This is a genomic window from Rhodococcus sp. BH5, assembly GCF_027583855.1.
Classification (GTDB): Bacteria; Actinomycetota; Actinomycetes; order Mycobacteriales; family Mycobacteriaceae; genus Rhodococcus_F; species Rhodococcus_F qingshengii.
The window spans coordinates 339,809-361,048 of record NZ_JAJHVW010000005.1 but is presented as its reverse complement, the minus strand read 5'-3'; the positions used below and the strand labels follow the sequence as shown (position 1 = coordinate 361,048).

19 protein-coding genes are annotated in these 21,240 nt (G+C 63.5%); 3 read left to right on the top strand and 16 right to left on the bottom strand.

Going from position 1 to position 21,240, the window contains the following annotated elements:
* Positions 1-29 precede the first annotated feature (29 nt).
* From RhoBH5_RS15775 to RhoBH5_RS15765, 3 genes are all read left to right on the top strand, one after another.
* Positions 30-956, top strand: coding sequence for a hypothetical protein (locus RhoBH5_RS15775; RefSeq protein ID WP_003941753.1), 927 nt, complete (start codon positions 30-32; stop codon positions 954-956).
* Positions 953-1,720, top strand: a complete 768-nt coding sequence (locus RhoBH5_RS15770; RefSeq protein ID WP_270008498.1) for a sensor domain-containing protein — start codon at positions 953-955, stop codon at positions 1,718-1,720. Before RhoBH5_RS15775 ends, RhoBH5_RS15770 begins: the two co-directional genes overlap by 4 nt.
* A 142-nt stretch (positions 1,721-1,862) precedes the next feature.
* The gene (locus RhoBH5_RS15765) at positions 1,863-3,254 is read left to right on the top strand and encodes a glutamate decarboxylase (protein WP_042921836.1); all 1,392 of its coding nucleotides are present in this window, start codon (positions 1,863-1,865) and stop codon (positions 3,252-3,254) included.
* 83 nt (positions 3,255-3,337) lie between these two features.
* Here the strand turns inward: RhoBH5_RS15765 and RhoBH5_RS15760 are convergent, their stop codons facing one another.
* The 16 genes from RhoBH5_RS15760 to murD form a co-directional block, all read right to left on the bottom strand.
* Complete coding sequence (locus RhoBH5_RS15760) at positions 3,338-3,832, bottom strand: hypothetical protein (protein WP_223304502.1); 495 nt, start codon at positions 3,830-3,832, stop codon at positions 3,338-3,340.
* Positions 3,833-3,963: 131 nt separating this feature from the next.
* Complete coding sequence (locus RhoBH5_RS15755) at positions 3,964-5,328, bottom strand: DNA polymerase IV (RefSeq protein WP_042452844.1); 1,365 nt, start codon at positions 5,326-5,328, stop codon at positions 3,964-3,966.
* A gap of 36 nt (positions 5,329-5,364) precedes the next feature.
* A complete protein-coding gene (locus tag RhoBH5_RS15750) occupies positions 5,365-5,703 on the bottom strand; it encodes a TfoX/Sxy family protein (RefSeq protein ID WP_270008497.1) in 339 nt (112 codons plus the stop codon).
* 68 nt (positions 5,704-5,771) lie between these two features.
* The gene (ileS, locus tag RhoBH5_RS15745) at positions 5,772-8,885 is read right to left on the bottom strand and encodes an isoleucine--tRNA ligase (RefSeq protein WP_270008496.1); all 3,114 of its coding nucleotides are present in this window, start codon (positions 8,883-8,885) and stop codon (positions 5,772-5,774) included.
* A gap of 281 nt (positions 8,886-9,166) precedes the next feature.
* Positions 9,167-9,481, bottom strand: coding sequence for a hypothetical protein (locus tag RhoBH5_RS15740; protein ID WP_007733197.1), 315 nt, complete (start codon positions 9,479-9,481; stop codon positions 9,167-9,169).
* Positions 9,482-9,530: 49 nt separating this feature from the next.
* Positions 9,531-10,358 (bottom strand): DivIVA-like cell division protein Wag31, encoded by an 828-nt coding sequence (wag31, locus tag RhoBH5_RS15735; protein WP_003941722.1) that lies wholly within the window; start codon positions 10,356-10,358, stop codon positions 9,531-9,533.
* A gap of 141 nt (positions 10,359-10,499) precedes the next feature.
* Positions 10,500-10,778, bottom strand: a complete 279-nt coding sequence (locus RhoBH5_RS15730; RefSeq protein WP_003941780.1) for a YggT family protein — start codon at positions 10,776-10,778, stop codon at positions 10,500-10,502.
* A 189-nt stretch (positions 10,779-10,967) separates the two neighbouring features.
* A complete protein-coding gene (locus RhoBH5_RS15725; RefSeq protein ID WP_003941752.1) occupies positions 10,968-11,618 on the bottom strand; it encodes a cell division protein SepF in 651 nt (216 codons plus the stop codon).
* 85 nt (positions 11,619-11,703) lie between these two features.
* On the bottom strand, positions 11,704-12,453 hold the full coding sequence (locus RhoBH5_RS15720; RefSeq protein WP_030537030.1) for a YggS family pyridoxal phosphate-dependent enzyme: 750 nt from the start codon (positions 12,451-12,453) through the stop codon (positions 11,704-11,706).
* A 6-nt stretch (positions 12,454-12,459) separates the two neighbouring features.
* A complete protein-coding gene (gene pgeF / locus RhoBH5_RS15715; protein ID WP_007733207.1) occupies positions 12,460-13,227 on the bottom strand; it encodes a peptidoglycan editing factor PgeF in 768 nt (255 codons plus the stop codon).
* Between the two features lie 108 nt (positions 13,228-13,335).
* Complete coding sequence (ftsZ, locus tag RhoBH5_RS15710) at positions 13,336-14,523, bottom strand: cell division protein FtsZ (RefSeq protein WP_003941788.1); 1,188 nt, start codon at positions 14,521-14,523, stop codon at positions 13,336-13,338.
* 239 nt (positions 14,524-14,762) lie between these two features.
* Positions 14,763-15,401, bottom strand: coding sequence for a cell division protein FtsQ/DivIB (locus RhoBH5_RS15705; RefSeq protein ID WP_007733212.1), 639 nt, complete (start codon positions 15,399-15,401; stop codon positions 14,763-14,765).
* Between the two features lie 164 nt (positions 15,402-15,565).
* On the bottom strand, positions 15,566-17,074 hold the full coding sequence (gene murC / locus RhoBH5_RS15700) for a UDP-N-acetylmuramate--L-alanine ligase (RefSeq protein ID WP_030537033.1): 1,509 nt from the start codon (positions 17,072-17,074) through the stop codon (positions 15,566-15,568).
* Positions 17,071-18,240, bottom strand: coding sequence for an undecaprenyldiphospho-muramoylpentapeptide beta-N-acetylglucosaminyltransferase (gene murG, locus RhoBH5_RS15695; RefSeq protein WP_003941767.1), 1,170 nt, complete (start codon positions 18,238-18,240; stop codon positions 17,071-17,073). Before murG ends, murC begins: the two co-directional genes overlap by 4 nt.
* Positions 18,237-19,715, bottom strand: coding sequence for a putative lipid II flippase FtsW (ftsW, locus tag RhoBH5_RS15690; protein WP_270008495.1), 1,479 nt, complete (start codon positions 19,713-19,715; stop codon positions 18,237-18,239). The genes murG and ftsW overlap by 4 nt, the downstream gene beginning before the upstream one ends.
* Positions 19,712-21,235, bottom strand: coding sequence for a UDP-N-acetylmuramoyl-L-alanine--D-glutamate ligase (murD, locus tag RhoBH5_RS15685; RefSeq protein WP_270008494.1), 1,524 nt, complete (start codon positions 21,233-21,235; stop codon positions 19,712-19,714). Before murD ends, ftsW begins: the two co-directional genes overlap by 4 nt.
* Positions 21,236-21,240: the final 5 nt, after the last annotated feature.

Genomic DNA, 21,240 nt, shown 5'->3' with positions numbered 1-21,240 from the left:
ACTCTGCAACTGCGGCTAGCCTGGAGCGCGTGCCACTGCTGTCCACGACCGGCCGACGCGTTCCGTTCGCCCTCGCTGCCCTCGCTCTCACCACCGTTCTCACCGCTTGCGGCGACTCGGATCAACCTCCGAACACCCCGACCTCCTCGCCGAGTGAGGTGACTGTTCCGGTGACCGCCGCGACGGTCGAAGTTCTCGAGGCGGGAAGCGAGCCGCGCGAGGTTTTGCGTACGAACTTGCCTGTCGGCACCACGCAGACGGCGACGCTCGTCACCCAGGCCGTCGTGAGTCAGCAGATCGATCAACAACCGGCGCAGGATTTCTCTTCGCCGGAGATCACGATCCCGCTCTCGGCAAACGTGACCGCTGACGATCCCACCGCAGTCGTTGACCTCACGCTGTCGTCGATGACCTCGCCCGATGCAACGCTGCAGGCTGCGCTGAGCGGGGCCGACGGGTCTGCGGCCGGATTGTCGGTCACGGATTCGGGCGCCATCACCGCCCTACGGTTGAAGCCCTCCGCCAACTCGGCCAATGCTGCCCGCGCTGCAATCGAACAAGCGCTGGGCCAAGCGGTCTACCGGACCGTCGCACTCCCCGACGCTCCGGTCGGTGTCGGCGCACGTTGGGTGGTTCGGCAGCAAGTCAGCAGCGAAATCCTGCTCGATCAGACAACCACCGTCACGCTCACCGCGCGCGAGGGCAATCGGCTTTCGCTCGCGGTGGACGTATCGCAGACCCCGCAGAGCCCGGTCTGGAACCTGGCCGGTGACGCCGGAACGCTGAACATCGATCAGTACGTCATGGCCGGCTCCGGAAACCTCACCGTCGACCTCTCACTCCCCTTGCCGATCGACGGACAGATGACCGTCGGCGGCGACCAGGCATACGGCGACCCGGACAGCTCCTCGGTGATCCGGCAGACCATCTCCAACAGCATTCGGTGGGAATCGTGACACGCCGGTCGCTTCTCGCACTTGGTCTGACCGCAACGGCGGCACTGTTCGTCGTGACCGGTTGCGGCTCGGACGACTCGCCTGGTGCCGACACGACTACGCAGGTTTCCGCCCCACAGGTCGGCTTGGCGCCGTTCACGGCTGCTCCGGCCGCACCGCTGAGCGGGGCGCCTCTCGACCGTGACGGCCTGCAACGAGCCGCGCTCACCCTGTCCGAGCTACCTGCGGACTTCGACATAGTTCCCGACCCGGTCGACGACCTCGGCCTCGCACCGGCGCCGGAGAGTTCGGAGGCGGACAAGTCGAGCACCGACCCCGCCGTCTGCGCCCAGGTTCTGGCGCCGATAGCCACCCAGGCTCCCGGATCGGTCGCCGACCTCTCCGACATGTTCACCGGCCCCGATTTCACGAGCATCGATCAGGACTCTGCTTCGTACGCCGACGGCACCGCGGCAGCAGCAGCTTTCGAGAAACTTCAGACCACGCTGGCCGGGTGCGCGGAATATTCAGGAACCGATGCCGACGGAACGACAATCACCTATCGCGTCGGCGGAGCGTCGGACCCGAACGTCGGCGACGCGTCTTTCGCGTTCCGAATCATCACGGAGAGTGGCGGTTTCACCTTGGTCGCCGATGCGATCGTGGCCGCAGTCGGGACCACGTTGACCCAGGTGTCCGCAACTGCGCCGAGTCCGATCGCCCCCGACGTGCCGCACTCGATGGCATCGGCCGCCGCCGATCGCCTGCGCGCACAAACGCCCTGACAACGAGCGGATTGGTCCCGTCTCGGCCTTACGCGAATGATTCGGGACCACAGACCCTTTGACAACTGCCCGTCCACACTGAACGGTGAGAGTAGGTACGAAACAGACCAACGCGACACACTGATGTGAGGAGCCAGAGTTCATGCCGGAACCCAGAAGGTCAGATCACACCGATTACGTAGCCGTCAATCCGATCTTCTCGAGGCCTGGCGAGGATTCGGTTGCATCGAAGTACACACTCGAACCCGACGGCATGCTTCCCGAGACCGCGTATCAGATCGTCCACGACGAAACGATGCTCGACGGCAATGCGCGGCTCAATCTCGCGACGTTCGTCAGCACGTGGATGGACGATCACGCCACCAAACTGTATGCCGAGTCGTTCGACAAGAACATGATCGACAAGGACGAGTATCCGCAGACCGCCGCGATCGAAACCTATTGCTGGCGCATCCTTGCCGACCTCTGGCACTCGCCCTCCCCCAAGGACGCAATCGGCACCTCGACGATCGGTTCGTCCGAAGCCTGCATGCTCGGCGGCCTGGCGATGAAACGACGCTGGCAGCACGCACGAAAAGCCGCGGGCAAGTCCACCGAAAAGCCAAATCTCATCATGAGTTCCGCGGTCCAGGTGTGCTGGGAGAAGTTCTGCAACTACTGGGACGTCGAAGCGCGTTACGTGCCGATCAGCGAGGAACACCGCACCCTCGACGGTCACGATCTGGACAAGTATGTCGACGAGAACACCATCGGCGTCGTCGCGATCATGGGCGTCACGTACACCGGGATGTACGAGCCGGTCCTGGAAATCTCGAAAGCACTCGATGCGATCCAGGCGAAGACGGGACTCGACGTCCCCATCCACGTCGACGGCGCTTCCGGTGCGATGATCGCACCGTTCCTTCAGCCCGAACTCGAATGGGATTTCCGACTACCGCGCGTCCACTCCATCAACACCTCGGCGCACAAGTACGGGCTCGTCTACCCCGGCCTCGGCTGGGTGGTCTGGCGATCGCAGGATCTACTTCCCGACGACCTCGTCTTCAAGGTGAGCTACCTCGGCGGCAGTATGCCGACCTTCGCACTGAACTTCTCGCGTCCCGGCGCTCAGGTGATCCTGCAGTTCTACTTGTTCCTGCGTCTCGGCCACGACGGCTATCGCGCGATCCAGCAGTCCTCCCAGGACGTGGCGAAATTTCTCGCCGAAGGGATCGGGAAACTCGACGCGTTCGAACTGTGGAACGACGGTTCCGACATCCCGGTCTTCGCGTGGCGCCTCGCCGAGGGGCACACGTCCAACTGGACGTTGTACGACCTCTCGGACCGGTTGCGAGGCAAGGGCTGGTTGGTGCCGGCCTACCCCATGCCGGACGATCTCGCGGATCTGACAGTGCAGCGCATCGTGGTTCGTAACGGACTGAGCATGGACCTGGCGGCCAATCTGCTGCGCATCATCGAAGAGGAAACCGCGTTCCTCGACGAACTGGACAGCCCGATGCCGCGGCCGCGCGTCACCGAGGGATTCCATCACTGACGTCGCTTACCACGTGAAGAGCGGCCGCCCACTCCACTTCGGGAGTCGGCGGCCGCTCTGGTGTTTCAGGTGTTACCGAGAGATCAAGCAGCGCAAGCCGGCGAGGTCAGACCTGCAACGCCGACGATCTGGCAAGCGGTGGTCTTCGAGAGCTTCCAGACGCCGTCTTCGTAGACGAACGACGCCTGCAGGCCCTGCTGCAGCGGCTGGCCGTTGACGACGATGTTCAGCGAAGCTGCTGCCGTCTCGCTGCCTGTGTCGGTGACCGGGTCGAGGATCTCGACCTGCGCGCCGGCAGCCTTGGCGGCAGCAGCGACCTGGTTGATGAGCTCGGGATCAGCCTCGGCGCCCTGGACGAGGTTGACCTTGTCTGCGGCCGGAACGGTTTCGTCGAGTGCCTGGGCGACCTTGGCGTTGAGCTCAGGGGCGGTCGGCAACGCGACCGGCGCATCTGTCGAGTCCGAGGCCGTCGTGGTCGTCGTGGTCTTCGACGTCGTGGTGGGCGAGTCGGTCTTGTCATCCGAGCCACAAGCGGTCATCGTCAGGGCTGCTGCGATCGCCACGGCTGCAACGGTCATCTTCTGAAGCTTCAACTTCTCAGTCCTATCCATTCGGGTGTTCACATTCGAGCGTCAGTCGAACATCGTGCTTGCTCGAGGATCGTCGACAACATTACCCAACGGTAAGCGGAAAAAGTCTAAGGACATCCTCAGAGAAGGCTGTCGACCGCATCTGCTACCTCGAGCACCTCATCGGATTCGGCAAAGGTTTTGGCGATTCCCGTTCCGCTGGAACGGGTTTCGAAGCGAACGGTGACCACACCGTGCCCGGCGCCCTGCACCCAACCGTGTCCGTATTCTGGATGCTTCACGTCCAAACCGGGGTGCCAGTAGCGCTGAGGGACACGTGCTGCCACCGGAACGTCGAGTTCGGCCTCATCGAGGGCACCCGTGAGAGTCTCGACCGGATAGCCGGGAACATCCTGATCCAACTCGGGAAAAAGTGATCCTTGCCGAACGGTGGACAAACCGGCGAATCCCACACCGACCAGGCGAATCGGCCCCAATTCCTGTGGATCGATGACCTGTTTCTGCGCAGTCGCAATGAGGATTTGGCGGTCGATGGTGGCAAACGGCAGCGTCACGGATCGAGTCAAGATACTCATATCGGACTTCTTGAGCTTCAGTACGACGGTGCGAGCAGCTCTTCCGTCCTTCTCCAGCCTGGAAAATGCTGCGCGACCACTACTTTCGACGGCCGCGCGCAGTTGTGCCATGGTGACGATGTCTGCGGCGAACGTGGATTCCGCGCTGATCTGCTTGGATTCGGCACGCTCCGCGACCGGTCGATCGTCGATCCCCTGCGCAAGCCGATGCAACCCCGGACCGACAGTGGTTCCCAGTATCGACGCCACCTCCGCTATGGGAGTGCGGGCAAACCCTCCGATGGTTTCGATGCCGAGACGCTTGAGCTTTTCCTCGGCAACAGGGCCGATCCCCCAGAGCTTTCGCACCGGCAGTGGATCGAGCAACTCGTGCTGCATCCCGGGAGGAATCACTGCGACGCCGTCGGGCTTTGCCAGTCCCGACGCGATCTTGGCGACCTGCTTACCTGCGCCGGCCCCGATCGAAGCGACCAACCCGGTCTCGGCTTTGATCAACGCCCGCAGGTCCTCGCAAAACGCGCGGACCTCGTCAGCTCCGACACCGGCCAACTCCACCGGTTCCCCGAAAGCCTCGTCCACCGACAGTTGCTCGAGGATCGGCATACGAAGGCGCAACGCGTCGAACGTGCGTTTACTGAGAACCGAGTACAGGGACATCCGTGGCGGCAATACCACCGCTCCACCACCGACCATCCGGCGTGCTTGATGCATCGGCATTGCCGATCGCGCACCGAAAACTCTCGCTTCGTAACTTGCCCCGGCCACCACCCCGCGCCCGCCCAAGCCGCCGACCAGCACCGGGCGACCTCGCAGAGTGGGACGCGTCAACTGCTCGGCGGAAGCGAAAAACGCATCCATGTCGAGATGCAGCACCCACCTACGACTTCGTGTGGGATCACCTTGATTCATCGGGCGTTACGGTTCTCTCAAAAGTAGGTGCAGAATTTACGTCCGCGCCTTCTTCTTCGGCGACTTCTTCTTCGGCAGGGGCAATACGTCGGCAGTCCGTTGAATGAAGGCGTGCAGGTGATCGAGGTCCTGCAACCGTTCCTCCGACACCCGGTAATAATCCTTCGCTCCCGGGTACGGCGGAGCCAGATCGGCCTCTGATCCGAACTCCGTACTGACCTCGGTGGGTTTGACGAACAGAACGTCTCCGCAGATCAAGCCCACGATCTTCTCGTCGCAATACAGTCCGTACTCGCCGAACATCGCCCTTGCCCGCACGTCGAGCGGTTCCAACTGCTCGAGAATGCGCGCCACGGTTTCCTTGCTCGTGCTCATGAGAGCAAACTACTCCGGCACCCCGACATACAGACATTCATCGGGGAGCCGGAGTAGATATGGCGGTATTAGACCTTCGTGATCGCGGCGCGGATACCGTCACCGAGATCGACGGCGTCGTCTCCCGCTTCACCCACCGAGAAGGAGGTGGCCAGAACCTCACCGGCGATCAATTCGCGATGACGCTCCGCCCACTCCTTGCAGTCCTGCGGAACCTCGAGCACGACGTTGATCCGGTCCGAGACGTCGAAACCGGCAGCACGGCGCGCATCCTGCAACTGACGGATACGGTCCTTGGCCCATCCCTCGGCTTCGAGTTCCTCCGTCACAGCGGAATCGAGTACGACCAGTCCCGCACCGTCCGGCAGTGCTGCCGTCGAATCCGGCTCGGCCGCAACCAGTTTCTGCGTGTACTCCTCGGGCAGCAGTTCGATGCCCGCCGCAACCACGACGCCGTCCGCGTTCTCGGTCCAGTCGCCCGCCTTGACCGCCTTGATGACAGTCTGAACGGACTTGCCCAGACGCGGTCCTGCAGCACGCGCATTGACCGCGATCTCGAAGCGCCCGTGCACGTCGACGTCATCGGTCAGATCGACCTTCTTGACGTTGACCTCGTCGGCGATCAGTCCGAGGAACGGACGCAGACGCTCGGCATCCGGCGCCGCAACCGTGACCTCGGGCAGCGGAAGACGAACACGCAGATTCTGCGCCTTGCGCAGGCTCAGCACCGTGGAGCACACGGTCCGGACGTCGTCCATCGCCGCTACCAGCTCGGGGTTCGCGGGGAGCTCCGACGCCTCGGGCCAATCAGCCAGGTGAACCGAGCGCTCCCCGGTCAGCCCGCGCCAGATCACCTCGGACACCAGCGGCAACAGCGGCGCAGCGAGACGCGTCACGACCTCGAGCACGGTGTGCAGGGTGTCGATCGCGTCGCGATCCTCGTCCCAGAACCGCGAACGCGACCGTCGCACATACCAGTTGGTGAGTGCGTCACAGAACAACCGAAGCTCGTCGCACGCGCCGGCGATGTCGTTGACCTCGAGGGCCTCGGTGATCACGTCGCGGGTGGTAGCGAGCTTGGCCAGGATGTACTGATCGAGGATGTTCTTCGAATCGGTACGCCACACACCGGATTCCGGCGCGTACAACTGCAGGAAGCTCCAGGCGTTCCACAGCGGGAGCAATGCCTGACGCACACCTTCGCGGATGCCCTGCTCGGTCACGATGAGGTTTCCGCCGCGCAAGATCGGCGAAGACATCAGGAACCATCGCATGGCATCGCTGCCGTCGCGGTTGAACACCTCCTTCACGTCCGGGTAGTTGCCCTTGGACTTGCTCATCTTGAGTCCGTCGTCGCCGAGCACGATGCCGTGCGCAGCAACGGTTTTGAACGCCGGACGATCGAAGAGTGCGGTGGCCAGCACGTGCAGCGTGTAGAACCAGCCGCGAGTCTGCCCGTTGTACTCGACGATGAAATCGCCCGGGAAATGGCCCTCGAACCATTCACGGTTCTCGAATGGGTAGTGCACCTGCGCGTACGGCATCGAACCGGATTCGAACCAGCAGTCGAGCACCTCGGGAACGCGGCGCATCATCGACTTCCCGGTCGGGTCGTCGGGGTTCGGGCGGACCAGGTCGTCGATCATCGGGCGATGCAGATCGGTCGGACGCACACCGAAGTCTGCCTCCAACTGATCGAGCGATCCGTAGACGTCCGTACGCGGGTACTGCGGATCGTCCGACACCCACACCGGGATCGGGCTGCCCCAGTAGCGGTTTCGGCTGATGTTCCAGTCGCGTGCACCTTCGAGCCACTTGCCGAACTGGCCGTCACGGATGTGCTCGGGCACCCACGTGATGTCCTTGTTCAGCTCGACCATGCGATCGCGGAACTTGGTGACCGCGACGAACCACGAGGGAACCGCCATGTAGATGAGCGGCTGCCCACTGCGCCAACTGTGCGGGTACGAGTGCTCGATCGTCTCGTGCCGCAGCAGCTTTCCAGCGGCCTTGAGGTCCTTGATGATGACCGGGTTGGCGTCGAAGACCATCAAGCCCTCGTACGGCGGAACCATCGAGGTGAACTTTCCACCCGGATCGAGCGGCTGCACGACCTCGATACCGTTGGCCGTGGCGACATCCATATCCTCCTCACCGAAAGCCGGTGCGAGGTGGACGATTCCGGTTCCGGAATCGGTTGTCACGTAGTCGGCCGAAAGCACGACGTGCGCGTTTGGATGTCCGAGGAAGAAGTCGAACGGCGGTGTGTACGACAGTCCGACCAACTCGGCGCCCTTGTGGCGGGAAACGACCTCGGGGTCCTCCCCCAGCTCACGTGCGTAATGAGCTACCTGTGCTTCCGCGAGCACGTACCGCTTTCCGTCCTCGCCGAGCACCTGGACGTAGTCGACCTCGGGATGAACCGCAGTGGCCAAGTTGGACGGCAGTGTCCACGGAGTCGTGGTCCAGATGATCGCGTTTGCGCCGTCCAATGGTGAACCCGGAGCGACCAGCGGCATGTCGACCGTGACTGCAGGATCCTGACGCATCTTGTACGCGTCGTCGAGACGAGTCTCCTGATTGGACAGCGGAGTCTGCTCGTACCAGCTGTAGGGCAGCACGCGGAAGCCCTGATAGATCAGGCCCTTGTCGTGCAGCTCCTTGAAGGCCCACATGACGGACTCCATGAAGTCGACGTCCAGGGTCTTGTAGTCGTTGTCGAAGTCGACCCAACGTGCCTGGCGGGTGACGTAGTCGCGCCACTCGTCGGTGTACTTGAGCACCGAGGCCTTGCAGTACTCGTTGAACTTGGCCAGACCCATGACTTCGATCTCGGCCTTGTCCTTGATGCCGAGTTGCTTCTCCGCTTCGAGTTCTGCGGGCAGGCCGTGGCAGTCCCAGCCGAAGCGTCGCTCGACCTTGCGTCCACGCATGGTCTGGAAGCGCGGCACCAGGTCCTTGACGTACCCCGTCAGCAGGTGACCGTAATGCGGCAAGCCGTTTGCGAAGGGCGGTCCGTCGTAGAAAACGAACTCTTCGCTGCCGTCCCGATTGGAAACCGACACACGGAAGGTGTCGTCGTCGTCCCACTGTTTCAGGACTTTCTGTTCCAGTTCGGGGAACTTGACTCCGGTGTCGGCGGGGACACCGTAGTCGACTTTGGGGTACCCGTTACTCGCCATGGCGATCTCCTCGTGCCAGTCGGACTCGGCACGGGGACGACGTGGCGCTTGTGCGCCGACACCGCGGTACCACCCCGTTTGCACCCCGTAGATCCGCGCTTGGATCCCGAGGTGCCACTCGATCGAGCTGTGACGGGCTCACCCGTTCGGTTCTACTGAGTTCTGGGCGCCTGAAGCGACAAGAACCGTTCTTCCGAAAGCTCCCCGGTGATTGCCGGATCACAGCCTGGTATTCGTGTTGGACAGTCTAATACTCGTCCTGGACCTTGTCGGAACTCGCCCTAGGACTTGTCGGGGCCACCCGGCGACTCGCCATGATTTCTCTGATTGTCATCGTTGGCGGTGGCTGCATCGTCGATCGACGAATTCGAGGAACTCTCGACTCGACCGTAAGGCGACGACATTCCGCTGCCCGATGCCGGGTCATCCAACGAAGGAACCGCCTTCCTGCTGGTCAGCGCACTGACCAGCAGGAGGACGGCACCTGCTACACAAATCGCGATACATGCCCACGCCCAGATCAACGACCCTGTGGTCAGGGCGACGATCAGGAGAGCGAAACCAACTCCCGCGAGAACCAACGTCACGACCAGCACGTATCAACCTTTGTCCGGTCCGATAGCTGAGCCGACGGGGCGCTCTCGGTCAGCTGTTTCCCTTGGCGAAGGACGGGCTGTAGGAATCCTGTCCACCGTCGACCGGAACGGCCGAGCCGCGCTGTTCGAGCTCTTCGAGCTGCGATTCCAGGTAGGACTTCAGGCGCACCCGGTACTCGCGTTCGAACGTCTTGAGCTGCTCGATACGGCCCTCGAGGACCGAACGCTGCTGGTTGATGGTCGCCATGATTTCGGTGTGCTTCTTCTCGGCGTCCGCCTTGAGAGCGTCTGCCTTCTCCTGAGCCTGGCGAAGCTGGGTCTCGGAGCGAGTCTGAGCGTCGGTGAGCATCGCCTCCGACTTGTTGCGCGCATCCGCGATCATGCCGTCAGCCTTGCTGCGAGCCTCGCTCATGAGCTGCTCGGAGTTGGTGCGGGCACTGCCGAGCAGCTGCTCGGACTCGGTCTTGGCATCGTTGGTGAGGCGATCCGCCATCTCCTGAGCCAGTCCGAGGACCTTCGCGGCCTGCATGTGGGTGTCGCCACTCTGCGGCGCTGCAACGGCAGCGGCGGCGGGAACCGGCGCTGCAACAGGTGCAGGCTTGGGCGGTTCGACGACCCGAGCGGGCTCCGGCTTGGGCTGCGCTGCGACGGGTGCTGCCTGCTGAGCAGGTGCCGGCGACTTCTTGGCAGCCGCGAGCTCCTGATCCAGCTCACCTACGCGCTGGCGCAGGTCCGCATTCTCTTCGATGAGCTGCGACAGCGCCTGCTCGACGAGGTCGAGGAATGCGTCGACCTCGTCCTCGTTGTAGCCACGCTTGCCGATAGGCGGCTTGCTGAACGCAACGTTGTGCACGTCAGCTGGAGTCAGTTGCGGCATGGAAGGATCCCTTCACGCGTCATTTGGCGGTCTAGCAAGCATTCAGTTGCAACACAGTCTACGTAGTGGCGAACTACGTAGTGGCGAACCACTGGATGAGTTATGGCATCCATTCTGGCACACCACTCACTCGGACTGCGCTCAGCGAACAACCGACATCAGGATGATGACGATGAAAAGCAAGACCATGATGGATAGATCCAAGCGAACTCCACCGAGGTTGATCGGGGGGATCAACCTGCGGAGCAGTTTCACCGGAGGATCGGTGATCGTAAAAATGGTTTCGAGAATGACTGCGACCAATCCGGTCGGTCGCCAATCTCTGGCAAACGAACGAACGAACTCGACGATCACTCTGCCGATCAGCAACAGCCAGAAGACAACCAGCACCAGATAGATCACAGAGAGAAGCGCGTCCACACCCTCACTCTGCCTGACTTCTGCGGTGTGTCCAAAACAGACACACCGCAGCAATTCCGGAACCGGTCCGCATCGAGTCCGTCTTGTAACGGCCGGCGATGGGTCCGAATGCGGCGTCCGCCGAGGCGGGCCGCCGTTCGAATGTGCTCACGTCACCCCTGCTCAGGGGCCGGACTGCGGTCGAGACCATCATTTCTGGCTGTAGAAACCCGTCTCGGCGATCCGACGGCGCTCCTCGGCGGAAACGTCGATGTCGGCCGGTGAGAGAAGAAACACTTTGGTGGCTACCTTGTCGAAAGAACCACGCAATGCGAACGCCAGGCCGGCCGCGAAATCGACCAGACGCTTCGCGTCGGCGTTGCTCATGTCGACCAGATCCATGATGACGGGAGTGCCGTCCCGGAACCGCTCACCGATCGTGCGGGCCTCTGCGTAGCTCTGCGGACGCAGTGTCGTGATCTTGGCGAGCGGGCCGCCGTCGTCGACAACCGGCGCACGTCGCGCTTCGGGTCGCTCTGCGCGCGCGTCGACCGCGAGGTTGCCACGGCTTGCCGGGCGCGGCGCCATCGCCGGGCGGCTGCTGCGGCTGGGAACGGTGTCGACGCGGGGCCGGGAATCGTAGCGATCGAACTCCGCGTCCTCTTCGTCACGACGACTGGGCGCGTAGCTCGCCTTCGAGAAGGCAGGTTCGACGAACTCGCGGTCGTCGCGCTCGGCATAGCCGTCGTGACTACGACGGGGTGCGCGGCGAGCCTGATCGGGCTCCTCCACGTATTCGTCCTCGTAGTCATCGAGGGGAACCATGCCGAAGTAAGCCTTGAACTTATGCAGGTTGCTCATTGATCGACCTTCCTTGGCGCGGCGGAATCAATCCGACTGCGACCGGTCGCAGCGGTGTGGACGGGTTGGGCGATCACCTGAGCGATCACCTCGAGATTACTGGTCGTGAGCCGAGCAGTGCGGTTCCGACACGCACGCAGGTTGATCCGTGGCGCACTGCAGCCTCCAGATCGCCGGTCATACCGGCCGAGAGTTCGGTTGCCCGGGGATGCGATTCGAGGATCAAAAGATGTGCCCTGCGGAGGATTTCGAACTGCTCGTCCGGATCTGATCCAAGCGGCGGGACGGCCATCAGTCCCGCGAATTCGAGACCTTCGGCTGATTCGATCCGCTCGGCGAGAGGCGTTAGCTCGCCCGTCGGAACTCCGCCACGCGCGGGGTCTCCGTCGAGACTTACCTGGATGAGCGCCCGGAGCGGCTCCGTGCGCTCACCGTCCGACAAAGCACTCAGCGCAGCCCGATCGAGTGCATCGGCCAGTCGCGCACTGTCCACCGAGTGAATTGCATAGGCCCACTTCGCTACCGATCGAGCTTTGTTGCGCTGCAACTGTCCGATCATGTGCCAGCGAACCGGATCATCGATCGCGCCCGTCTGTGCAGCGCCGTCGAAGTCCGCGACCTTCTCCACTGCTTCCTGCTCACGCGACTCACCGAATTCACGGCAACCCAGTTCGTACAGAATTCGAGCGTCGGACGCCGGAAAGAATTTGGTCACCGGCAGCAGTGCTACGTCGGAAACTTCGCGACCGGCGGCAAGGCAGGCGGCCGCCAATCGCGCCCTCACCGAGTCGAGTGCCGTCGATATTTCTGTCAGCCGCATTTCCGTCTCGCGCATTTCTGCCTAGACGGTTTCCTGCGCTGCGGGCGCTTCCATCCAGATCACTGCAGCTTGACGCCCGGTCAGAGATTCTCGGCGATGACTGAACAACGCGCGATCCTCTATCGTGCACCGCGGGTCCTCGGCGACACCGGACACACCCGCGGCGAGCAACTGCTTACGCAGTCCCGCACGCAGATCGAGCCCCGGCGTGCCCTTCTCGGTGCGAGTTGCGCTACCCGGCAAGTGCTTTTCCACGTCCGCGCGCATCGCAGCGGGAACCTCGTACTGGCGTCCGCTCGCAGCCGGACCGAGGAAGGCGCCGATACGCGAAACGTCCGCGCCCTGACGCACCATCTCCGCGAGGACGCGCGGGACGATACCGATGCGGGCACCGATCCTTCCGGCATGAACGGCCGCGATCACACCGGCCTCCTCGTCGGAGAGCAGAACGGGAACACAATCTGCACTGAGGGTGGCGAGCGCCAGGCCGGGAACAGTGGTGACCAGAGCATCCGTCACCGGAATCACTTCGTCGGTCGGTTCCGTCACGACAGTGACGTTGCGCGAATGGATTTGTTCCATCCACACGAGATGGTCAGGCTCGACGCCTATTTCGCGTGCCAGACGTCGGCGATTCGCATCGACGGCTGCCGGATCGTCTCCGACGTGATCGCCCAGATTGAACGACTCGTACGGTGACGCGGAAACACCACCGGCTCGGCTGGTCACGACGCGGCGAATGCGGGTGCGGGTGGTCGACTTCTCGGTACTCAAGATAAGTGTGCTCACAAACGTCGAAAGTTGTCGTCCGGCTCAGACGTGACCGGACATCCAGTCAAGAACAGGGTACCCAGAAATTCCGGGCACCCTGTTCTCGAAACTGTTTGTAGCCCTACGTCAGCGACGCATGAAGACCGGCACGTCGACGTCGTCGTCGCCCTCGTCTTCCTGGACCGGCGCATGGCGGGGGCCACCGATCGGAGGCAAGCTGCCCGAACCGGTGGTCTCGCGCGCTGCGGAAATCGGCTGCTCGCCAGCAGGTTCGGCGGCCACCGGTGACCGGCCGACCTCACCCGCGCGCCCGGCGCCGATAGCTCCACGTCCCTGCGCGGTCGACTCCACGGGACGACGAGCCGGAGCTCCTCCGTCGAATCCCGCAGCGATGACCGTCACACGAACCTCGTCACCGAGTGAATCGTCGATGACCGTTCCGAAGATGATGTTGGCGTCGATGTGGGCAGCTTCCTGCACCAGCGAAGCCGCCTCGTTGATCTCGAACAGGCCCAGATCGCTACCGCCGGCGATCGACAGGAGCACGCCGCGGGCGCCTTCCATCGAAGCTTCGAGGAGCGGGGAATTGATCGCGGATTCCGCCGCCTTGATCGCGCGTCCCTCACCCCGCGAGGAACCGATTCCCATCAACGCACTACCGGCACCGGACATGACACCCTTGACGTCCGCGAAGTCGACGTTGATCAGACCCGGAGTGGTGATGAGGTCGGTGATGCCCTGGACGCCGTTGAGGAGAACCTCGTCCGCGCTGCGGAACGCGTCCATCAGGCTGACGGCCGCGTCACCGAGCTGGAGCAGGCGATCGTTGGGAATGACGATCAGCGTGTCGCAGGACTCGCGGAGCGCCTGGATTCCGGTATCCGCCTGTCCCCCACGACGCTTGCCCTCGAAGGAGAACGGCCGCGTCACGACACCGACGGTGAGTGCGCCCAGCTTCCGGGCGATGCTTGCCACGACAGGGGCACCACCGGTTCCGGTGCCACCGCCCTCGCCTGCGGTCACGAACACCATGTCGGCGCCCTTGATGACCTCTTCGATCTCGTCCTTGTGATCTTCGGCTGCCTTGCGACCCACTTCCGGGTCGGCACCGGCGCCGAGGCCACGGGTCAATTCACGACCGACGTCGAGCTTGACGTCGGCGTCACTCATCAGAAGGGCTTGCGCGTCCGTGTTGACCGCGATGAACTCGACTCCCTTGAGTCCCTGTTCGATCATGCGGTTGACTGCGTTCACGCCGCCGCCGCCGATGCCGACGACCTTGATTACGGCGAGGTAGTTGTGCGGGGGCGTCATCGGCTCTCGCCTTCCGTGTCGTGTTTCACGCTGCTTGTCAGTGCTGCTGTCTTTGTTACTGCTGTTTTTGTAGCTTCATGCTCTTCGAGAACAACCCTAAACCTCAACCACAGGGTTAGAGTTATGTCAAGTATTCGATCTGAAACGAAACGCTATGCACCGTCGTCGCGTTCCGCCATTAGGCGCGCCGAGACACACCGAAGTATTTGCTGCGCACTGACGCACGGCTGCACCGGGCGCTATCGCACCGTCGGCAGATCAGGACTGGACACGTCGTACGTCTGCCCCGGTTGGGTCAACAGCGGAAGCGTCACAGCAGCCTTACGATCCGAGTGCTCGACACCGCCCCAGTTTACGACGCGACCGTCGAGCAGAGTCAGCGTGACACTCGAAATCGACCGAGCGGCAACCTCTCCCACCTGAAATCTCAGATCCGGCGGCAACACCGACAACACCTCGAGCGCGGCAAGCGTGGGCTCGTCGTTCCACCCGGGCGTCGGTGTCACCAGACGCGGAACCCCGGGCGGCGGGACGCCCATCTCGAAGTCGACGCCCTTCTCGTCCAGCAGGTGTGCACCCTCGGGTGAGTCGACGAAAACGACCGGTACCCGTTCGGTGACGGTGACGCGGATAGTCGACGGATACATCCGCTGCACACGAGCCGAGGCCACCTTCGGAATCGTCGCCACACGTGCGGCGGCGGCGCCGGTGTCTACCCGCATCAACGGCTGACCGGTCGGTACGGCCAGGAGCGAAAGGATCTGTTCCTCACTGACGGTCGTCGCACCGAGAACTTCGGTGCCCCGGACCGAGAGCACCGGAGACAACCAAGCCGTCAACGCAATTCCCACCACCAGCACGATTGCCAGCGGTGCCACGATCAGCGGTCGCTTGAACCACTTACGAGTCGGTGTGGGTTCGGGAGCCGGCTCCGTCGACCGCGTCGAGTATCGCGATTCGGTGCGAGTACTGCGCCGACGCGTACTGGTGGCTTGTCTGGCTCGAGGATCTCGACGCCCGCGCCGACTTCGTGCGTCGGGTGTCATCGCGGCGCGGGATGCGGCGCCGAACGCAAAGCATCGAGGATCTGTTTGCCGAGCATGGTCACGTCACCGGCACCCATCGTGATGACGATGTCGCCGGGGTGAGCCAACGCCGCCACCTGCTTCGGCGCCTGTGACAGATCCGGTTGATAGTGAACAGGTTTCGTGACCGACTGAGCGACCAGCGCACCACTGACGCCCGGCATCGGCTCTTCGCGAGCGCCGTAGACATCGAGAACGACAACCTCGTCGGCCAAGTCCAGCGCCTGCGCGAACTCCTCGGCAAACGCGGCGGTGCGTGAATAGAGATGAGGTTGGAAGACCACGATCACGCGTCCGGCTGCCGAATTGGTCGACGACGAATCGTCCTCCGGTCGAACCAGATCCGCCGCCGCGCCGAGAACCGCACGAACTTCGGTCGGATGGTGGGCGTAGTCGTCGAACACCCGGACACCACGCTCGCGGCCGGTGAACTGGAACCGGCGGTGTACGCCACCGAATCCGGCGAGCCCCTCGACGATCTCCTCCGTCTCGGCGCCGGCGTCACGGGCAGCCAGTAGAGCCGCAAGTGCGTTGAGCGCCATGTGACGACCCGGCACTGCCATCCGCACGGTTCGCGCGGCGCTCTCGCCCGCCAGGTGGAACTGCAGGACTCCCCCGACGTCGTGCGCATGGAAGCCCAGTAGTCGGACTCCGACCTCGACACCGTCGACAGGCTCGAAGGCGGTGCCCGCCTCCACTTCCTGCGCGTCTGCCGATCCGTAACCGAGTACCCGGATGTCCGAACGGCCCGAGGCCACGATTCGCTTCGCGAGATCCGCCGATCCCGGGTCGTCGAGGCAAGCAATCAAGAGCCCACCCGGACGCAACTTGTCGACAAAATCGTCGAACACCTTCACATACGCTTCGACGCTGCCGAAATAGTCGAGGTGATCGGCCTCGATGTTGGTCACGACGATCACGTTGGGGTCGTACTGCAGCAGCGACCCGTCACTCTCGTCCGCCTCGGCGACAAAGACGTCACCGCTGCCGTGATGGGCATTCGTTCCCGCTTCGTTGAGTTCGCCGCCAACGGCAAACGAAGGGTCGAAACCACAGTGCTGCAGGGCGACCACGAGCATCGAGGTCGTCGACGTCTTGCCGTGTGTACCCGAAACCAGGAACGTGCGATTGCCCTGCATCAGAGATGCAAGGACAGCCGGCCGAAGAATCACCGGGATTCCGCGGCGAGCGGCCTCGACGAGTTCCGGGTTGTCCTTCGGGATAGCCGCGTGCGTCGTCACGACGACGGTCGGACCACCCGGCAGCAGATCGAGAGCATCGGCGTCGTGGCCGATCCGGACCTGCGCCCCGCGTGCACGGAGCGCCAGGACTCCTCGGCTCTCCTTGGCGTCCGAACCCGAGACAAGGCCCCCGCGGGAAAGCAGAATTCGCGCGATGCCGGACATACCGGCACCGCCGATTCCGACCATGTGTACTCGCTCGAGGTGGGCGGGCAGCGCGGTCATCGGTTTCCCCTTGCGTTTTCCTGGACGGCGTTTTCCTTTGCCGCGATGTCGAGCACGATCCGTGCGATCTCGGTTGCCGCGGTGCGGTGCCCGACGTTGGCAGCACCACTGCTCATCTTGTCGAGGCGCGCGCTGTCGCTCAGCATCGGGACGACGGTACCGGCGACGAACGTCGGCGTGAGCTCGTTGTCGGAGACGATGATCGCACCGCCCGCTGCGACAACGGGTTTCGCGTTGAGTTCCTGCTCACCATTGCCGTGCGGCAACGGAACGTAGACGGCCGGAAGCCCGACCGCCGAGACCTCGGCGACCGTCATCGCGCCCGAACGACAGATAGTCGCGTCGGCTGCGGCATACGCGAGATCCATCCGCGAAAGATAAGGAACAGCCACATACGGTGCCGTCTCCGAGTACTGCGTGACTTCGAGAGAGTTCTTGGGTCCGTGTGCGTGAAGGACCGAGATCCCGGCCTTCGCCAGTTCTTCCGCTGCTCCGGACACCGCGTCATTGAGCGACTTCGCGCCTTGCGATCCGCCGAAGACGAGCAGAACGGGACCGTCCTGAGGTAGTCCGAAGTACTCGCGAGCTTGCGAGCGGAGTCCCGCTCGATCGAAATTGGCGATCGACGCCCGGACCGGAATGCCAACGATCTCGGCGTCCTGATCGCCGCGGTTCTTCACTCCGGAACCCGGAACAGCAGCAAGCACCCGCGTCGCCAGGCGAGCACCGATCTTGTTCGCGATGCCGGCACTGGCGTTCGCCTCGTGGATGACGATCGGAATCTTGCGGCGGCGCCGAAGAACACCACCACGTGCGGCAAGATACGCCGGAAGCGCGACGTAACCACCGAAACCGACGATCACGTCGGCGTCGACGGAATCGAGTACCTCGCGGGTCTTGCGCACCGAGGCGAGGATGCGTGTCGGCAGTTTGACGAGATCCATCGTGGGCTTACGAGGAAGCGGAACCGGGGGAATGAGCTCGAGCGTGTACCCGCGAGCCGGCACCAAGGTGGTTTCGAGACCACGCGCCGTCCCGAGCGCAGTGATTCTGGTGTCGGGCGCAGCGGCCTTGACCGCGTCCGCGACCGCAAGTGCGGGTTCGATGTGACCAGCCGTGCCTCCCCCTGCCACCACTACCGACAGAGCCGATTTGTTGCCGCTCACCTACGAATTCCTCGCTCTCGAACTTCTCGTGGATCTTGTGCCCTACGTGTCGGCGCCTGCCGACGCTGACCATTCTGCCCTCCCGCGGTGCGCTTCCGTGACCCAGCGGCCGCACCTCGGTTGGAATCCGAGGAAGGGCGAGCGCCTTGATCTGCCCGCTTGCGTCGATCGCCCGGCTCGATCGCGCGCCGGCCGTCGCGTCCGCGTGCCGGTTCGATCTGTCGTGCGGGCTTCGGTCGACGGATAGGCCGGCCCCCTGACGGCGGGTGGTACAGCACGGGCTTCGGCAGTCTGAGCAACTTCGAGATCTTGCCGTCCTGCCCGGAGTTCAGAGCGGCAACTGCTTCGGGCTCGTGGCGCGCTGCATTGGCGATGACACCGAACATGAACAGCGTGATCGCCAAGGACGAACCGCCGGCGGAGACCAAGGGCAACTGGAGTCCGGTCACCGGCAGCAGTCCGATGACGTAACCGATGTTGATCATTGCCTGGCCGACGATCCAGGTAGTTGCGGTGGCCGACAGGAGCCGCCAGAACGGATCGATGCTGCGGGCTGCGATCCGCAATCCCGTGTAGACGAATACAGCGAACAAACCGATCACCACTGCGCAGCCGACAAATCCCAACTCTTCGCCGATGATCGCGAAGATGAAGTCGTTGTGCGCGTTGGGTAGGTAGTTCCACTTGGCGACGCTCTGACCGAGTCCGCGTCCGAAAAAGCCCCCGTCGGCGAGCGAATACAAAGCCTGCTTGGCCTGATAGTTGTTGCCCTGCAGGTCGTCGCTCTTGTTGAAGAAGGCTTGAACTCGATCGGAACGATAACCGGCCGTCATCGCCAGCACGCCCGCCACGACGACGCCCGTCACCGCGATCGAGCCGAAGAGCTTCAGTGGCAGCCCACCGAACCACAGCAGGGCCCCGACGATGATTCCCAATGCGATGGTCGTACTGAGGTTCGGTTGCGCGACGACCAGCGCGAAGACCAGCATTGCTGCGGGCACGAGCGGAATCAGGATCGACTTCACGGATCGGTCGTCCGGCCGCCGCGAAGCCAACAGATGGGCGCCCCAGATCGCCAACGCGACCTTCATGATTTCCGAGGGCTGCACCGAGAACCCGCCGACGTTGAACCAGCGACGCGCGCCCTGCGCTTCTGTGCCGATTCCCGGAATCAGGACGAGTACCAGCATGATCAGCACGACGACGAACAGCGGAAACGAATACTGCCGGAGCACTCTCGCCGGGATCCGCAGCGCGACGTAAAAGAGCACAGCTCCGAGAATCGCGAAGATCAACTGTTGGGTGAACAACGAATACGCCGAGCCACCGGACACGTACTGCTCGACGCTCGACGCCGACAGAACCATCACGAGCCCCAAGACAGTCAACATCGTGGCAATCGTCACCACCAGGTGGAACGACGCCAACGGCCGCGCCAACCAGGCACCGATTCGGGTCTTGGGACCCTTGGTCATCGCAAGTTCCCGGCTTGGCCAGGCGAATCCGTGAACGGATCGGGTAATGCGGCTACGGCGGCGGCGAAGCTGTCACCACGATGTCCGTAGCTGGCGAACATGTCCAAGGACGCGGCGGCCGGGGCGAGTACAACTGCATCACCGGGGGACGCCAACTCGGCAGCTTCGACTACCACTGCGGCCATGACGGCATCCGCGTCGGCACCCGACGGCAGCCGGATGGTGAGAGTCGAGTTGCTGCTGTTTTCGCTCACCACTGCATCGTCCCCCGACATCACGTGCACCACGGGAACATCGGGCGCGTGTCGCGCGAGCGCGTCCTCGATCACACCAGCGTCACGCCCGAGAAGGACAGCGCCGGAGAGTCGAGGGCCGACTTCGCTCACCAATTGGTCGACGCTGGCTCCCTTGAGCAGACCGCCTGCAACCCAGACGACGCGATCGTGCGCGAGTATCGACGGTCTGGCTGCGTGCGGATTGGTGGCCTTGGAGTCGTCGATGTACACAACGGACCCGACACGGCCGACCAGCGCCCCTCGGTGTGGGCCGACCTTGTGTGCGGCCAGACCGCGTTCGACGACGTCTGCCTCGAATCCGAGTGCCCGCGCCAAGGCGGCGGCGGCCAGCGCGTCCATGACGCCTGCCGGGCCGGCGGGATCTATCGACGCTGCTTCGGCCAAGCGGACGTGATCGCCGAATGCGTTGTCCACGAGGTGTCCCGCTTCGACACCCAGTTCTCCTTCGCCCGGTTCACCCAATCTGAACCCGGTGACAATGTCTGCAGTTGCGCGAGTTCCCAGTTCGGAAGCGATCGCGTCATCGAGGCCGACCACCGCGACCTTTCCGCTCAGCGCCCGCGACTTGGCCTCGGCGTACGCGCTCATTCCGCCGTGCCAGTCGAGGTGATCCTCGGCGACGTTGAGGACCACGCCGGCATCCGGACGCACCGAAGGCGCCCAGTGCAATTGGAAGGACGACAGTTCGACAGCGAGGTACTCCACGCGCGGCGACGTCTCGGCGAGTGCGTCGAGTATCGGCAGCCCGATGTTTCCGCAGGCTCGGCCGACAACTCCGGCGGCGTCGAGAATCGAGGCCAGCATCGACGTCGTCGTGGTCTTTCCGTTCGTCCCCGTCACGACGAGCCATTTACGCGGTGTGCCGAAGTGCCCGCTGTGGTCGACGCGCCAGGAGAACTCGACGTCTCCCCAGATGGGAATCCCGTGACCGGCGGCGGCTGCAAGGATCGGTGCATCCGGCCGAAAGCCGGGACTGGTGACTACGAGCCCGTACTCGGTGATCGAATCCGGAGCATCCTCGATCGAGGTGGTGGTCACCATGCCCGCGCCGAGCTCCGCGCAGCGCTCCGCGAAGTCCAAGGTCGAATCGGCAACCGTCACGACAGCACCGAGGGCGACGAGAGGTTCGATGGTCGCTTGACCGGACACCCGCCCACCGGCGACCAGCACTCGCGTACCGCGGAGCCAGGACAGGTCGTTCTCGGAATCCGCTGAGCTGGTCATGGTTT